The 15,663-nt window shown below is 56.9% G+C and carries 10 protein-coding genes; 4 read left to right on the top strand and 6 right to left on the bottom strand.

What is annotated here, in order from left to right:
- Positions 1 to 46: 46 nt before the first annotated feature.
- The 5 genes from DHN60_RS03935 to DHN60_RS03915 form a co-directional block, all read right to left on the bottom strand.
- A complete protein-coding gene (locus tag DHN60_RS03935) occupies positions 47 to 1,066 on the bottom strand; it encodes a hypothetical protein (protein ID WP_159089105.1) in 1,020 nt (339 codons plus the stop codon).
- Positions 1,067 to 1,300: 234 nt separating this feature from the next.
- Positions 1,301 to 5,257, bottom strand: coding sequence for a GAF domain-containing protein (locus tag DHN60_RS03930; RefSeq protein ID WP_159089104.1), 3,957 nt, complete (start codon positions 5,255 to 5,257; stop codon positions 1,301 to 1,303).
- Positions 5,258 to 5,480: 223 nt separating this feature from the next.
- A complete protein-coding gene (locus DHN60_RS03925; RefSeq protein ID WP_108835994.1) occupies positions 5,481 to 6,791 on the bottom strand; it encodes an ABC transporter permease in 1,311 nt (436 codons plus the stop codon).
- A complete protein-coding gene (locus tag DHN60_RS03920) occupies positions 6,788 to 7,594 on the bottom strand; it encodes a taurine ABC transporter ATP-binding protein (protein ID WP_108835993.1) in 807 nt (268 codons plus the stop codon). Before DHN60_RS03920 ends, DHN60_RS03925 begins: the two co-directional genes overlap by 4 nt.
- Before the next feature lie 99 nt (positions 7,595 to 7,693).
- Positions 7,694 to 8,677 (bottom strand): ABC transporter substrate-binding protein, encoded by a 984-nt coding sequence (locus tag DHN60_RS03915; RefSeq protein ID WP_108835992.1) that lies wholly within the window; start codon positions 8,675 to 8,677, stop codon positions 7,694 to 7,696.
- Between the two features lie 397 nt (positions 8,678 to 9,074).
- Between DHN60_RS03915 and DHN60_RS03910 the strand changes: the two genes are divergently transcribed.
- Positions 9,075 to 10,469, top strand: coding sequence for an aspartate aminotransferase family protein (locus DHN60_RS03910; RefSeq protein WP_108835991.1), 1,395 nt, complete (start codon positions 9,075 to 9,077; stop codon positions 10,467 to 10,469).
- A 154-nt stretch (positions 10,470 to 10,623) separates the two neighbouring features.
- Positions 10,624 to 11,580: a hypothetical protein gene (locus DHN60_RS03905; RefSeq protein WP_108835990.1), complete on the top strand. Its 957-nt coding sequence runs from the start codon at positions 10,624 to 10,626 to the stop codon at positions 11,578 to 11,580.
- Between the two features lie 312 nt (positions 11,581 to 11,892).
- Here DHN60_RS03905 and DHN60_RS22805 read toward each other — a convergent pair whose 3' ends face one another.
- Complete coding sequence (locus tag DHN60_RS22805; RefSeq protein WP_255415553.1) at positions 11,893 to 12,024, bottom strand: hypothetical protein; 132 nt, start codon at positions 12,022 to 12,024, stop codon at positions 11,893 to 11,895.
- 278 nt (positions 12,025 to 12,302) lie between these two features.
- On the opposite strand from DHN60_RS22805, the gene DHN60_RS03900 reads away from it, so the two are divergent.
- The gene (locus tag DHN60_RS03900; protein ID WP_108835989.1) at positions 12,303 to 13,760 is read left to right on the top strand and encodes a PLP-dependent aminotransferase family protein; all 1,458 of its coding nucleotides are present in this window, start codon (positions 12,303 to 12,305) and stop codon (positions 13,758 to 13,760) included.
- A gap of 117 nt (positions 13,761 to 13,877) precedes the next feature.
- On the top strand, positions 13,878 to 15,656 hold the full coding sequence (gene xsc, locus DHN60_RS03895) for a sulfoacetaldehyde acetyltransferase (protein ID WP_108835988.1): 1,779 nt from the start codon (positions 13,878 to 13,880) through the stop codon (positions 15,654 to 15,656).
- The last annotated feature ends 7 nt before the right edge of the window (positions 15,657 to 15,663 follow it).

The following is a 15,663-nucleotide window of genomic DNA, read 5'->3' as shown; positions in this document are numbered from 1 at the left end:
GTTGCTTTGTCGGTGCGATTTGCGCGTCTACTGGCGGTACGTTGGCTTAGCCCATACAGACCGGGCACCCCTGATGCGGCTTCACACCCAAAATGTCGGCCAAAACGTTTTTCAACGCATTGAGAGCCATCAGTGGCGACAGGATCGGCACGCGCGGCGGGCTCAGGGAATAGGTTTGGTTAAAGGTCTGCACGTTCAGGCTGGCGATCCGCGCTCCTGCCTCCACGGCAGGAAGTGGGGGCAACATGTCTAGCTTGGGCTGTAGCCCCAGTGCCATCGGCGGGATCGGAGGCATCGGCAACCTGCTCATGTAGTTCAGCATCGCCTGCACTTTGCCCACACCCGTTGTGGTCATCGCGCCTTCGCCAAAGGCCGCCTGAATGGCGGCCAGATCAGTAAGTCGCGCCAATTCGGACAACAGCTTGCTCGCGTCAATCGGCAAGGGTGGGATGCGTGCAAGCTGCGCCAGCATCGCCATCGCCGCACCGCCAAATTTGCTCGAGCTGATGGGCGGCATGGACAGAGACGTCGGAATTGTCTCGAGTGGGGCAAGGCTGGCCAAGGTCATGGCCATGGATTGCATCGGAATGGGAAGTGCAAAGCGCGGGATCGGACCCATACCGCGCACGGCACTCATGGTCGCGTTCATTTTGCCCGGGTGGGGCGGCAACCCCTCGGCCTGAGCAAAGGTGCTATCAAGGCCTGACAGATCCATCGGGCAAAGGCCCTGGGCGCGCATGGACAATGTCATGCGGGCCGCCATGACCATGTTGAGCATGGGTTTCTTGGGCATGTAGGCCGCTTGACTGAGGACGGGTTGCACATTCTGGGCCAGTTCTGAAACCAGCTGCTGTAGCTCGGCCATCAGTGCCGCAATATCCGTCAGCGGCAGAAAGGCGGCCAAAGAGGACAGCGACGCCATCCTCCCCATCAACGCCGGTGGTTTGGGTGGCACCCACGACTGACCAACCATGGGGGCCATCACAGCGGCCATTTTCATATCAATCCGAGGCGCGGGAGCGGAATCAGGCATCGGCAGACCCAGCGCAGCAATCATTTTTGGCATCTGCGGCGGCACCGGCCGAACAGCCAGGCTGGCTTTGGGGGCAGTCAGAGCCCCAAGAGGCGCCACGCGGGGAGGGCAAAAACAGGTCATGTAGGCTCCGTAAATGCGGAAGTCGGGTCATTCGTCAATATAGCAGGTTGCCAAAACACCTACGCGTCAAAGCACCCTAGCAGATAACAAGTTATACAGGAATTTTATTCATTGCACGGGGCCGGGCACAAGTGGGATTGAGGCTCAGCTTTCAGTAAGGACCCGAAACACCTCGACCGGCGCGTGAATTCCCTTGAGGGTCAAATCTCCCACCGGTTCGGCATCAAAATCATCCTCCACCGCAGTATAGGCGCGCGGGCTCAAAAATATCTCACCATCCTTGGCCTGATCACACAAGCGCGCCGCAAGGTTCACGGCCGTCCCACTGGCCGTGTAATCAAAACGACCGGCCGAACCGACCATACCCACCGTGGCATAACCCAGCGATATCCCAACGCCAAATCCCAAGCGGTGTCCATGACGGCGCCACTTCTTGGACAGCTCGGCCATGCGTTCGCGCATCGCAAGACCAAGGCGCAAGGCATCCCCCGCCGGGTCGTCACAGGGCAGCGGATCATTGAATAACACCATGATCCCGTCGCCCGCGCGGGTATCAACGCCGGCCCCGTGCGCCGCAATCAGCGCACCCATCTCTTCGTGGTAGGATTGGAGAACCTCGATGGTTTCCTCGGGCTCGGCAGTCTCACAAAAGGCGGTAAAACCGCGGATGTCACAGAACAGAACGCCCAGCAGAGCGCGATGGCTCTTGAGCAGATTGTCCGAGCCCTGTGACACCACCGTGTCTGCGACTGCAGCGGGCAGGAACCGCTTGAGACGGCCCATCCGTTCAATCTCGCCGACCTGCTCTTCGACCCGCTCACCCAGTTCGGCATTTAGCCGCTCTAGTGCCTTGAATTGGCGGACGTTCTCGATGGCGATTACGGCTTGAGCGGCGAAAGTTTCGGCAAGCTTGATCTCAGACGCTGCAAACGCACGGACTTCGCGACGGCTCATTGCAATGGCACCGATCGCAACCCCATCTCGCAACAATGGAACAACCAGCCGCGTACGGATTCCTTCGTTCTCAACCATTTGAACGGCTTCTTCTTCACGGCTTTTGTAGCGCTCAGTTTCTGCGAAGTCCAAAATATGCTGCACCAGTGTCGAGCGGATCGCCTCCGTCGCCGACATCGCGGCCTCAAGGGGCCATGACCGACCGATACTAAATTCGGTGCGAGAATGTCCCCAATGAGCGGCCAAGTACATCGATGTGCGCTCGGCATTTATCAAAAATAAAACAGACTGATCCGCCTGGCACAGGATCACCGACTTTTCCAGGATGATATCAAAAACCTGCGCCTCGTCTTCTTGGCTTTGACTGATCACTCTTAGGATTTCGCTGGTCGCCGCCTCTCGCTCCAGCCGCTCTTGCACTTCTCGGAATTGGCGCACGTTCTCAATGGCGATCACGGCCTGGGCGGCAAAGGTTTCGACCAGAGCAATTTCAAATTCGTTGAATGATTTGACTTCGCGGCGACTGAGCGCGATGGCACCAATCGCTTGTTTGTCTTTCATCAACGGAACGATGAGCCATGAACGAATCCCTTCGATGTCGACCACATGCGTAATGATCGGATCTTCTTGAAGGTAATGGTCCGACTGACTCAAGTCCTTGATGTTCGTGGAGCATCCGGTGCTTATGACCTGTGGAATTGGGCGCCCACTGTCCAGTGGAGCGGACCCACCAACTTGAAATGCGGTCTCCTCGAACCCCCAATAGGCGGCAACTCCAAAGTGCGTCCGCTCAGCGTTGGCAAGCTGCAATGAGGCTTGGTTGGCACTGCAAAGTTCCGCTGCCTTCTTGAGGATGGTGTCAAACACGGGCCGTTCGTCATCACGAGATTGGCTAATGATCGATAGAACCTCGGATGTTGCAGCCTCCCGCTTCAACCGCTCCTGCACTTCGCGGAACTGGCCGACATTCTCGATGGCAATGACGGCCTGTGCGGCAAAAGTCTCGACCAGTGCGATTTCGTCTTCGGTGTAGGGGCGCACCTCCTTGCGGAAGAGGATCAAAACGCCAATTCCACCGGTGGGCGTCAGAAGCGGTACCAGCAGATTGGTGCGAATGCCCGTGTCCTGCACCACCGACTGAAAGATCGACACGCCACTACGATATTGTTCGGTGTCTGACATGTCCCGCACATGGACGGGTTTTCCGCTCAGGATTGCCTTGGCTCCCACGGATGTCTCGGGGTCCATCGGCACGTGGCCGCTATCGTACATCTCTTGCGTTGCCGGCGCGATGCCGTAGGAAGCGGGCATGGTCTGGTAGGTGTCCCCCTTCGTGCCGAGGGCAAGCGCTGCGGCATCTGCATTGCACAACTCCGCAGCCTTTCTCAGCATCAGGTCGAACACCGGGGTTTCATCGTCACGCGACTCGGAAATGACCTTGAGGATTTCGCTGGTGGCGCGTTCGCGTTCAAGCTGCGTTTGCACCTTGCGGAACTGGCGCACGTTTTCAATGGCGATGACGGCCTGAGCAGCGAAGGTCTCGACCAAAAGCAGGTCTTCTGGGGCGAAATGCCCAACCTCTCTTCGGAGAAGAACCAGATTGCCAAGAGATTTGCCGCCCGAAACGAGTGGTACGAAAACACGTGACCGGATGCCGTCCTCATCGACCAGTTTTATCGCGTCCGGATGCCGTGATTTGTAGAAATCCGTCTCGCGCACATCAGGTTCTTCGACAATCCGACGCGTCTTGATGCTTTGGTAAGGCGCAAATTCCTGCCCGACGTCAAAGACGTTACCGACCTGCATCATGCTCGTTGCATCACCCGTGGCAGCGGCCACCTTCCACTGCGAATGGTCTTCATTGATCAAGACCAGAAAAGTCATTGGCGCGTTACACAAGCGTGCAGCATTTTCCACGATCGTCTTGAAAACTGGCGTATCGTCGTCGCGGCTCTGACTGATCACCTGCAATATTTCGGAAGATGCGCGTTCACGTTCCAGCCGTTCCTGCACTTCACGGAACTGGCGCACGTTTTCGATGGCAATCACGGCTTGGGCGGCAAAGGTTTCGACCAGAGCAATCTCATCTTCGGAGAACGGCTTGACCTCGCGGCGCCACAATCCAATGGCACCAATACTCTGCTGCTCCCAGATCAGAGGAACAAACAGAACAGTGCGGATACCTTCCAATTGCGTTGTTCTGATACGATGCTTGTCATCCGCACCGTAAAGGTTTGGCGAGGCAAGATCGTCGACATGGACGATGCGCTGTTCGACGATGGCGCGCGCGGCGGCAAAACGTTCTGGATCCAGGGCAGGAGGATTTTTCTCGAGCGCCTCCACAAATTCGGGTTTCGCGCCTCTTGATGCCCGAAGCCCGTATGTTTTTCGCTCATCATCGACCATGACCAGCCCAGCGATCGGTGCGTGACAAAGATGCGAAGCGTTGCTGAGTATCGCATCAAAGACGGGACCCTCGTCATCCCTACTCTGGCTGATGACCTCGAGGATTTCCGAAGATGCGCGCTCACGCTCCAGCCGGGTCTGGACCTCGCGGAACTGACGCACGTTTCCAATGGCGATGACAGCCTGAGTGGCAAAACTTTTGATCAGTGAGATCTCACTTTCACTGAACAAACCGGCGGTTTTCCGGTGCAGATTGATCGCACCGATCGGCCCGGTTGCATCCATGAGCGGCACACTGAGGGTGGAACGTTGTCCCATTTCCTCCACCATGATCTTGAATGACGGAATGCCCGCTTTGTAGCTGTCGGTCTCCGCCAGATCAGCAATGTGAACCACGCTTCCCTCACAAATGGCGCGGGCAGAAACATGTACCGCCGGGTCCATGTCCATGGGTGGGGTATTGGCGCGTACAATCCGGTCGGCGCTGGCATCATTCTCCGTGTCGTCGGTGTGTTGCAGCGCTGCCAGCTTCAGATGCTTGTCATTTGGGCGCCCCAGAAGCAGGCCTGCCGTACTCGCTCCGCATAGCCGGTTGGCCGCCCGCAAAAGCGTATCAAAAACGGGGCGCTCGTCGTCGCGACTGTTTTTAATGACGTCCAGAATTTCCCGCAAGGCATCCAGATGAACCTGAGCGTCTGCGGAGCCGTCTCGTGCTTGTGTGTCGTCCTGCCTGTCCGTCACCGCGTTATCCAAATTCCTTATCGAATTCCGTTAGGTTAGAGCGACGGGGCCAACTTTTCCAGCCACATGAGCATGCAATAGGCGGCAGCCAGAGCCCGGCCACATTGGCGAATTCGCGGTCGCGCAAGCAGGCCAATCATCCTCCCTGCATGATGGCCATCACGAGAAATGCAAAACGGCGCCCGAAGGCGCCGCTTTCCTGTGCTTTCTCAAAGGGTCTAGATCAGGACTTGCCTTTCCATGGGATCAGCCAGTTTTCCAAAGCCCGCATGCCAACTTCAATGGCAAAGCCAATCACACCGATGATGATAATCCCGACGATGATGATGTCGGTCAGCTGGAACTTGGACGCCGTCACGATCATCTTGCCAAGGCCCACGTTCGCCGCGACGAGTTCCGCCGCAACAACCGTGCCCCAACACACACCCATAGCAACGCGGGCACCGGTAAAGATGTCCGGGAGGGAGTTTGGAACGATGACCTTGGACAGGATTTGCCATTTGGATGCGCCAAGCGAATAGGCGGCATGGACCTTGGAAATGGCCACCCCCGACACCCCGGATCGTGCCGCAATGATCATAATCCACAACGCGGCAAGGAAGAGCAGGACAACCTTGCCGATCTCACCAATCCCGAACCAGATGATGATCAGCGGGATCAGCGCCAATGGCGGAACGGGGCGCATGAATTCGACAATCGGGTCAAACCACCCGCGCGCCCAGCCCGTCAGGCCCATGGCATAGCCAATCGGCACACCAACTACAGCACCGATCAGAAAGCCAAGGAGAACGCGTTTTAGTGAATACCAAGTGTGCTCCAGCAACGTATAGCCCTGATAGCCCTCTTTATTGAGCCAGATAAATCGCTGAAACACGACCTCTGGAGCTGGCAGGTACAAGCGCGCCATACGCAGACCAACCGCCGGCTCAAAAGTGGGAGTGCCCTTGTCAGTCAAACCAACCTTTCCCTCAGGTATGCTGATCTTTTCCCCGGCAGCAATCGGTTGCCCGTTGATCGCGACAACGGTCGAACCATCTTTCTTGGACACCTCGTCGTTGGACCAGACGTTGATCACCTTGAAGGAATAGCGCGCCACCGTCAGAGTGTCGTTCTTGGCAAACCCTTCGCCAGGTTCGACCTCTGCCGCTTCAGGTTCCCGGCCCGGATTACCTTCGGCATCAAGGGTCTGCTGAATATCCTCACGGTAGACGCGAACAGACACGGTGGCATCGTCCGTCGTGCCGTCTTCAAGTTCCGCGGTGTAGGTAAAGGTCATATCGCCCGAGAACGGTCCGGGAAACTTGGGCAGTGGAATGGCCGAGTTCGTGAAGGCCACCCACAGCCAGAATACCGTAATCACGGAGATAACAGAGGCGACCCGGTTCGCCGTAATCGCGCTTTCGTCGCCAAAGGTGACGGTCTTTAGTTTGTTAAAACCCTTTTTCTCAAAGGCGCTTTTGAAAATGATACGCGCCAGAAAGAACGATCCAAAGAATGCGCCCACATAGAGCGCAAGAACAAGTACCCCGGTCATGCGCTTTCCTCCGTGCGACCCATAATTTCTTCTTCCATGTTCCAGATCATTTCGAGGATCTCTTCACGCGTCGGCCCGTATTTGGGATCCTTTTTGACTTCGCGCAGATCGTTGCCAACGCCCATGTCGGCAAAGGGCAAACGATATTCTTTGTGCACCCGGCCGGGGCGCGGCGCCATCACGAGCAACCTCTCGCCCAGCAATAACGCCTCTTCGACCGAGTGGGTGATCAGGATGATTGTCTTGCCGGTCTCTTTCCACAGATCCAGAACAAGGCTTTGCATCTTTTCGCGGGTCAGCGCGTCCAGCGCGCCCAGCGGTTCATCCATCAGAATCACGTCCGGGTCATTGGCCAGACAGCGGGCCAGTGCGACACGCTGCTGCATACCGCCAGACAGCTCGTAAACGGCCTTTTCCTTAAAATCCTGCAAACCAACAACGTCGAGAAGGTGTTCAACGTTCTCTTTGCTTTCGGCACGGCTCATGCCCTTCATGTCGGGGCCAAAGCTCACGTTGTCACGCACGCTCATCCACTCAAACAGAGCGCCCTGCTGGAACACCATCCCGCGTTCGGGGCCGGGGCCAATCTTTTCTTCGTCGTTCAGTACGATCTGACCCTCAGTTGGGGCCAGAAAACCTGCCACGATATTCAGCAGTGTCGTCTTACCGCAGCCCGAAGGCCCCAGCACGCTCATCAGTTCGCCGGATTTGATATCCAGAGACACATTTTTCAACGCCTGAACGTGCCCGCCATTTGGCAGGTCGAACCGCATCGAAACATCATTGATCAAAAGCCCACTCACGGGTGTTCCCCTCTTGCCAGGTTGCTTTGCTGTGCGTGTCGCTGCGGCGCACTTTAAAGGAAAACGGGCGCCCGATGGGCGCCCGTTCAAAGTCTTGGGTTATTGGCTCAGTGGCCCGATGTTGACGTTGTCGTCATACGAAGCTTTTGCCGCGTCGATCGACCCGGATGCAACGAAGACGTCCGCAACACCTTTCATGTGCGCAACCGCAGCACCTTCGAGCCATGCTTCAGACAGCTGCTCTTCGACGGTTGGGAAAACGAAACCCGCCAGTGTGGCCTTGGCGTCATCTTCGGACATACCAGCGTCTTTAGCGATCACAGGCAGCATCTTGGCGTGGTTGGCTTCATCCGCCCACATCGCGTTGGCTGCGGCCGTCACAGCAAGGAATGCCGCAACTTCGTCGGAGTTTTCCGCGACGTAGCCGGTGGGTGCGGATGTGACGTCAAAGGTCAGGATGCCCAGTTCAGTCTTTTCCGCGCCTGTCAGCAGAACGTTGCCGCTGCCCAGCATACGACGCAGGGCGCCGCCCCAGCCGCAAGCCATGTCAACAGAACCCTGGCTCAGGGCTGCTTCGCCTTCGGCAGGGGCCATGTCGACCACTTCAAGGCCGCCAACGTCGATGCCGAAGTGGTCCATCTGACGCAGGAAACCGTAGTGAGCAGCAGTACCCAGTGGCACGGCGACTTTCTTGCCGGCCATTTCACCAGCGCTCGAACCGTCGATTTCAAGATCGGCGCGCACAACGCAGTTGTCATTGTCAGCATAGGACACGGCCACGTCTACGACCTGAAGGTCCTGACCGGCAGATGTTGCAACAACGAAGGGTGGCACACCCTGAGAGACGGACATCTGAACGTCGCCAGACGCCATCGCCGCGGACATTGCTGTCCCTGTGTCAAAGCTGACCCAGTTGACTTTGGTGCCCATGGCTTCTTCGTACATGCCAGTCTCTTTGGCGAACTGGAACGGCATTGGCCACTCCAGGAAGTACCCGACTGTGATTTCAGCCGTCGCGCTTTGTGCACCGGCCAGCATTGCAGTGGCTGCAACAGCACCCATCAGCTTGGATTTGAAGGTCATATGTTAAACTCCCGTGTTTCATGCAGCCTTGTGGCAGCATGTTGGATTAGGTTTCGGGCGGTATCTCCGCCTCTGGTGGCACGCAAAAACTTACGGCGCTGGCCTGATCCGAGCCGATAATGCTCGGAGGATCAATGTTTATTCAAAGAATCTGTTACAATGCGGATGCTTTGATCTGCACCCTTGATATTTCGAAAATCATAGCATCTGCCTGAAAATAAGGCGAATTGCACCGCCCTGCTTCAAAACAGGCACCTCTGCGGCGCACAACTGGCTTTATTTACGCCCCCAAACTGGCCCTATTGCTATGACTAGATTCTCAGCGATTATCTCCACACGCTCGGCCGATCTGCCTTTTAAACACAGGCCCCGCGTCTCATCGAAAGGTTTTGAGCCAATGGACGGAACGTTCAACGAAAACGACATCAGCCGTGTGGTCGAAGCTGACCGCGCTAATGTGTGGCACCACCTGATTCAGCACCAGCCCTTCTTTAACGGCGCGGACCCCAAGATCATTGTCGAGGGTAAAGGAATCAAAGTCTGGGACCAAAAAGGAATCGAACACATCGACGCCGTGTCTGGTGGGGTGTGGACGGTGAACGTGGGCTACGGCCGCGAAACCATTGGCGACGCAGTGCGCGATGCCATTGTAAAAATGAACTTCTTCGGCGGCACCGTGGGCTCGGTCCCCGGCGCCCTCTTTGCCGAAAAGCTGCTGACCAAGATGCCCGGCCTTGATCGGGTCTACTATTGCAACTCTGGATCCGAGGCGAACGAGAAAGCCTTCAAAATGGTCCGCCAGATCGCGCACAAGCGTTACGGCGGCAAAAAGCACAAGATCCTCTACCGCGACCGCGATTACCACGGCACCACCATCGCGTGCCTGTCGGCGGGTGGTCAGGACGAACGCAACGCACAGTACGGGCCCTACACCCCCGGCTTCGTGCGCGTCCCTCACTGCCTTGAGTACCGCAAACACGAACAGGACGGCGCACCAGAACAGAACTACGGCGAATGGGCCGCCAACCAGATCGAAGAAGTCATCCTGCGCGAAGGCCCCGACACCGTCGGCGCACTCTGCCTTGAGCCAGTAACAGCAGGCGGCGGCGTGATTGAAGCGCCAGATGGCTACTGGCCCCGCGTGCAAGAGATCTGCAAGAAGTACGACATCCTGCTGCATATCGACGAGGTTGTATGTGGCGTCGGCCGGACAGGCGAGTGGTTTGGTTACCAGCACTACGGGATCAAACCTGACTTCGTGACAATGGCCAAAGGGGTTGCATCTGGTTACGCCGCCATCGCCTGCATGGTCACCACGAACGAAGTCTTTGACATGTTCAAAGACGACACCTCGGACCACCTCAACTACTTCCGCGACATCTCGACGTTCGGGGGCTGCACAGCTGGCCCCGCAGCGGCCATCGAAAACATGCGGATCATCGAGGACGAAGACCTGCTGGGCAAAACTGTCGCCATGGGCGACTACATGCTCGACCAGTTGAGCGCGCTCAAAGACAAGCACAAAGTGATTGGCGACGTGCGCGGCAAGGGCCTGTTCCTGGGTGCAGAACTGGTTGCGGACCGTGATAGCCGCGAGCCTGCGGACGAAAAGATGGTTCAAGCGGTGGTCGGCCACTGCATGAAGCAGGCAGTGATCATCGGTGCAACCAACCGGTCGCTTCCGGGGCGCAACAACACTCTGTGCTTCTCGCCTGCACTGATCGCAACGAAAGACAACATCGATCACATCGTAGGGGCCGTAGATACGGCACTGACGGACGTGTTCGGGTAAAACTGCGGCCGTCAGAGAACGCAGTAACACTCTGCGTTCTCTGACGGATTATGATGTAGTTTTATCACTTCCGAACATCTTTCCCCATCCGCGCCCTAGCATCTGTTGAGAAAAACCGGAGTCTCCAATTCTAATAATGAGGAGGCCCACGAAAATGCGACTGATACCGACCCTGGGATCTTTGCTTCTAATTTCGGCGACAGGTGCCGCAGCGGATGGCTTTACCTCGCTCAATGCAAAGGTGAGGTTCAACACCGGTGAAGTAGACCGCAACGGAACGGTCGCGTCCTTCGACAACGACGTTCAAACGTCTGCCCACGGTGTCTATGAACTTGGTGAATGGACCATCTTCGGGGGGCTCGAAACACAGCGCTCCGCTTTTACCGCCAATGGCGGCGACCCAGATGACAAATACAAAAATGTGTATTTTGACCTAGGCGGAGAACGCAGTTTTGGCGCATTCAGTTTTGGCGGGCAACTCGCCCACATCAGCTTTGAAAACGATTTTCTCGGCGTGAATGCATCCGTCGACGTTGTCTCTGCCTATGGACAGTACGAAGTGAACGGACTGGTGGCCGGTGCTGGTCTTTTGTACAGCAACACAAGCGATGCAGGCGTGGCAGATGTTGATGAAACGGGCGTTCTGGCCTTCATCTCAAACGATTTTGGCAACGGCCTGACGCTTGGAGCGCAAGCCACCGTACAAAGCGATTTCGAACTTTTGGAACTCTACGCAGACTACATATTCAAAAAGGGCGACGTCAGCTTTTCGCTGATCAATACCGACACCGGTCCATCCACAGTTCAGTTTTTCTCAATTGATGGCCGCTATAAAATCTACAAGCAGTTTAACCTGATCGGGGGGATCCTTAACTCTGACGACCCAACTGGGGACAGCACGACTGAACTTTCCACGGGCGTCGAGTATGTCTTTGGCGACGGCGCCGCCGCTCGGCTCGAGTACGTGGAATATGGTGCGTTCAATGGTTTTTCAGGGAACGGAATCAGCTTTGGTCTGACGTATGAAATCGGCAAAAAGCGCAAGTCGGGGTATCAACCCATTGGCAAAACATTTGCGGACAAAAACTCAGCAGTCTTCTTTACATTCTAGGCAACGCCTTCATCAGGCTATTTTAACGAACACTTGCCACCTCCGGCGGGGGCCTTTCTGTGTGTTGTTGTTAACCTAGAGCACCGTCTTCACTCAAATGTCTGTTCGCGTTGACGCTCGAATTGGATTTGGGTTGCCTCCCGAACCACAATTCATCGGGCGCGAAAACCGACGGGTTTACCTGTGTTTGGCCAGTATCGTAGCGCTGGCAAGCAAGGCATTAGACACCCGGCCCATCGGCGCCTAGTAACCCGAGCCTAGTTTGCAAAACCATTTCAGCATGGCGGTACCGACGCGCAGAGTCGCGCGTGTTTAGTGGTGATCCAGACCGGTCCACGTATCCGTCAGATTTTCGTCAAGCCGTTGGATCAACATATCTTCCTGATGGCGTTCCAGTTTGAACGTCATATCCATCTTGGGACTGGCGCGGGATAAGCAAGGCATTATGTGGTCCTGCCTTGTCAGTGCTGGCCTCTGGATGACTTGCACCGCAGACAAGGATAAAAAGCGCTGATGTGACCGAACGGTTCACAGATTGCGCGCACTCTGTGCATTTAATTTCGGCACAGGTCACTTGCCATATCCACCATTTTTGATACACAGGACTCCATTAATTCACGAAATGAATCTCCGCAGCGCACTCAGACCAGTGCGCCAATCGTGATATTCAGACAAAATTAATACCAGATTGAAATTCGCGTAAGGCCAGTTTATACTTCTATATGGCTCTTCCCATCGAAACCTTCTTTCTGTCGGCCAACCATCAAGGCACGCTACAAAGCCAAGTGCAGCAAATGATTGCGCACGGCATCCTGTCTGGCCGTTTCGGTTGTGGGGAAAAGCTGCCCTCGACTCGTAAACTGGCCACGCATCTGGGAATCAGCAGGATCACCGTAACCTTGGCCTACACCGAACTTGTGGCCTCCGATTATCTGACCGCACGAGGCCGTTCGGGCTATTATGTATCCGACAACGCGCCTGTCCCGCCGGTCTATCAGCCTCAGCCCCAAGGATCGGAATCAGTCGATTGGGGCCGTGCGATCGGGCAGCGGTTCTCTGGTGGCCAAACCCTCAGCAAGCCCAAGAACTGGGCGCAGTTTCGATACCCTTTCATCTACGGACAAACTGATCCGCAACTCTTTGACCACGCCAACTGGCGTCAATGCGCGCTGCAAGCGCTGGGGCAGCGTGACTTTTCTGCGCTGACTGAAGACTATTTTGACCGCGACGACCCGCAGCTGATCGAGTTCATTCAACGCAATAGCCTGCCCCGGCGCGGCATTGCAGCAAACGCGGACCAGATCCTGATCACCATGGGTGCGCAGAACGCGCTATGGCTCACCGCGCAAGTGCTCCTGACACAGCGACGCACGGCGGCTTTCGAGGATCCGTGCTATCCGGCATTGCGCGAAATTCTGACACAATCCCGGTGCCATATGGCCCCTGTTCGTGTCGATCACAAAGGATTGCCGCCCGATGCGATCCCGCCCCAGACGGATGCAATTTTTACAACACCCAGCCACCAATGCCCCACCACAACGACGATGCCGATGGAGCGCAGGCAGGCCCTTTTGGATCGCGCCCGCGACCTTGATGCGCTGATCATCGAGGACGACTATGAGTTTGAGATGTCCTTTCTCGCGCCTCCCTCGCCCGCCCTTAAATCCATGGATGCGGACGGGCGGGTGATCTATGTGGGCAGCTTCTCAAAATCGCTGTTTCCGGGATTGCGTCTTGGTTTTCTTGTGGGGTCCGAACCATTCATTCGCGAAGCCCGCGCCCTGCGCGCCAGCGTGCTCCGTCACCCGCCCGGACACATCCAGCGCACAGCCGCCTATTTCCTGTCGATGGGGCACTATGATGCCCAAATTCGACGCATGGGCGCGGCATTGCACGCCCGTCGCCTCGCGATGCAGGCCGCAATTGATGCGCACGGGCTTGAGGTTGCAGGCGTGGGTGGCTTTGGTGGCTCTTCTTTCTGGATGCGCGCGCCCGTGCACACGGATACTCGCCAACTGGCCACGCGCCTACAGGAAGATAGCGTTCTGATCGAACCCGGCCACGCCTTCTTTTCCGGAGAGGACACGCCGCGCAATTTTTACAGGCTCGGGTACTCTTCCATCCCGCCCGCTCGGATCACCGAAGGGATTGCCCGCATAGCGAACGTGGTCGCCGCGTAGTCTGGACCTAAACGGCGATTTCAACTGGCCCTAACCCCGCCACACGTCGCCGACTACCTTGGTGGCAACTTACACGGGGCGATTCGACGCCCCCTTTTCATTTGGGAGAGCGCCGCCATGAAAATGACCACCGAAGAAGCCTTTGTTAAAACGCTGCAAATGCATGGGATCGATAACGCATTCGGGATCATCGGATCGGCGATGATGCCGATTTCCGACATCTTCCCGGACGCAGGGATCAAATTCTGGGACTGCGCCCATGAAACATCCGGCGGCATGATGGCGGACGGGTTTACCCGCGCCACCGGCAAGATGTGCATGATGATTGCGCAAAACGGCCCCGGCATCACAAACTTTGTGACAGCCGTAAAAACAGCCTACTGGAACCACACGCCTCTGCTGCTGGTCACACCGCAGGCGGCGAACAAGACCATCGGTCAGGGCGGTTTCCAAGAGATGGAGCAGATGCACCTGTTCGCAGATTGCGTCGCCTACCAAGAAGAAGTGCGCGACCCCACTCGCATCGCGGAAACTCTGAACCGTGTGATCATGCAAGCCAAGCGTGCTTCGGCCCCAGCCCAGATCAACGTGCCGCGCGATTTCTGGACTCAGGTCATTGACGTGGACCTTCCTGTCATCGTCGACTTTGAATTGCCCCAAGGCGGCGACACCGCGGTTGCAGACGCTGCCAAGATGCTCAGCGAAGCCAAATTCCCCGTCATCCTGAACGGCGCCGGTGCTGTTTTGTCCAAGGGTGGCATCGAGGCCTCCCGCATTCTGGCCGAGAAACTCGATGCACCTGTCTGCGTCGGTTACCAGCACAACGACGCCTTCCCCGGCAACCACCCGCTGTTTGCAGGCCCCTTGGGCTACAACGGTTCCAAGGCTGGAATGCAGTTGATCAATCAGGCTGACGTCGTGCTGTGCCTTGGCACCCGCCTCAACCCGTTCTCGACTTTGCCCGGTTACGGCATGGATTACTGGCCCACAGACGCCAAGATCATTCAGGTTGACCTGAACCCAGACCGCATCGGTCTGACCAAGAAGGTCACCGTTGGAATCGTGGGTGACGCGGCCAAAGTGGCAAAGGGCATCACCGCCCAACTGGCCGACGATGCGGGCGACACAAACCGCGCCGAGCGTAAGAACACCATCGCCACCACCAAATCCGCATGGGCGCAGGAACTGACCTCGATGACCGAGGAACAGGACGATCCCGGAACCGATTGGAACCAGCGTGCCCGCGCGGCCAAGCCTGACTGGATGGCCCCCCGCATGGCATGGCGCGCGATTCAGGCGGCCCTGCCCGTCGAGGCGATCATTTCGTCGGACATCGGTAACAACTGCGCCATCGGCAACGCCTATCCTTCGTTCAACGAGAGCCGCAAGTATCTGGCCCCCGGCCTGTTTGGCCCTTGTGGCTACGGCCTGCCGTCCATTGTCGGCGCAAAAATTGGTCAGCCTGATGTGCCGGTTGTCGGCTTTGCCGGTGACGGCGCCTTTGGCATCTCGGTCAACGAACTCACGGCTATCGGACGCGGCGACTGGCCTGCCATCACGCAGATCGTCTTCCGCAACTACCAGTGGGGTGCGGAAAAGCGGAACTCGACCCTGTGGTTCGACGACAACTTTGTCGGCACCGAACTGGATGAGGAAGTGTCATACGCCGGTATCGCAAATGCTTGCGGCCTCAAGGGTGTAGTCTGCCGCACGCAGGATGAACTGACCCAAGCGCTTGCGACAGCCATCAAGGACCAGATGGAAAATGGCGTCACCACCCTGATCGAAGCGATGATCAACCAGGAACTTGGTGATCCCTTCCGCCGCGATGCGATGAAGAAACCAGTGCAAGTCGCAGGCATCAGCAAAGATGACATGCGCACGCAGGTCGTTTGATCTTCGT

This window comes from Tateyamaria sp. Alg231-49 (genome assembly GCF_900143535.1).
GTDB lineage: Bacteria > Pseudomonadota > Alphaproteobacteria > Rhodobacterales > Rhodobacteraceae > Tateyamaria.
Note: the sequence above shows the minus strand (reverse complement) of the source record. Positions and strands in the feature narration are given on the sequence as shown.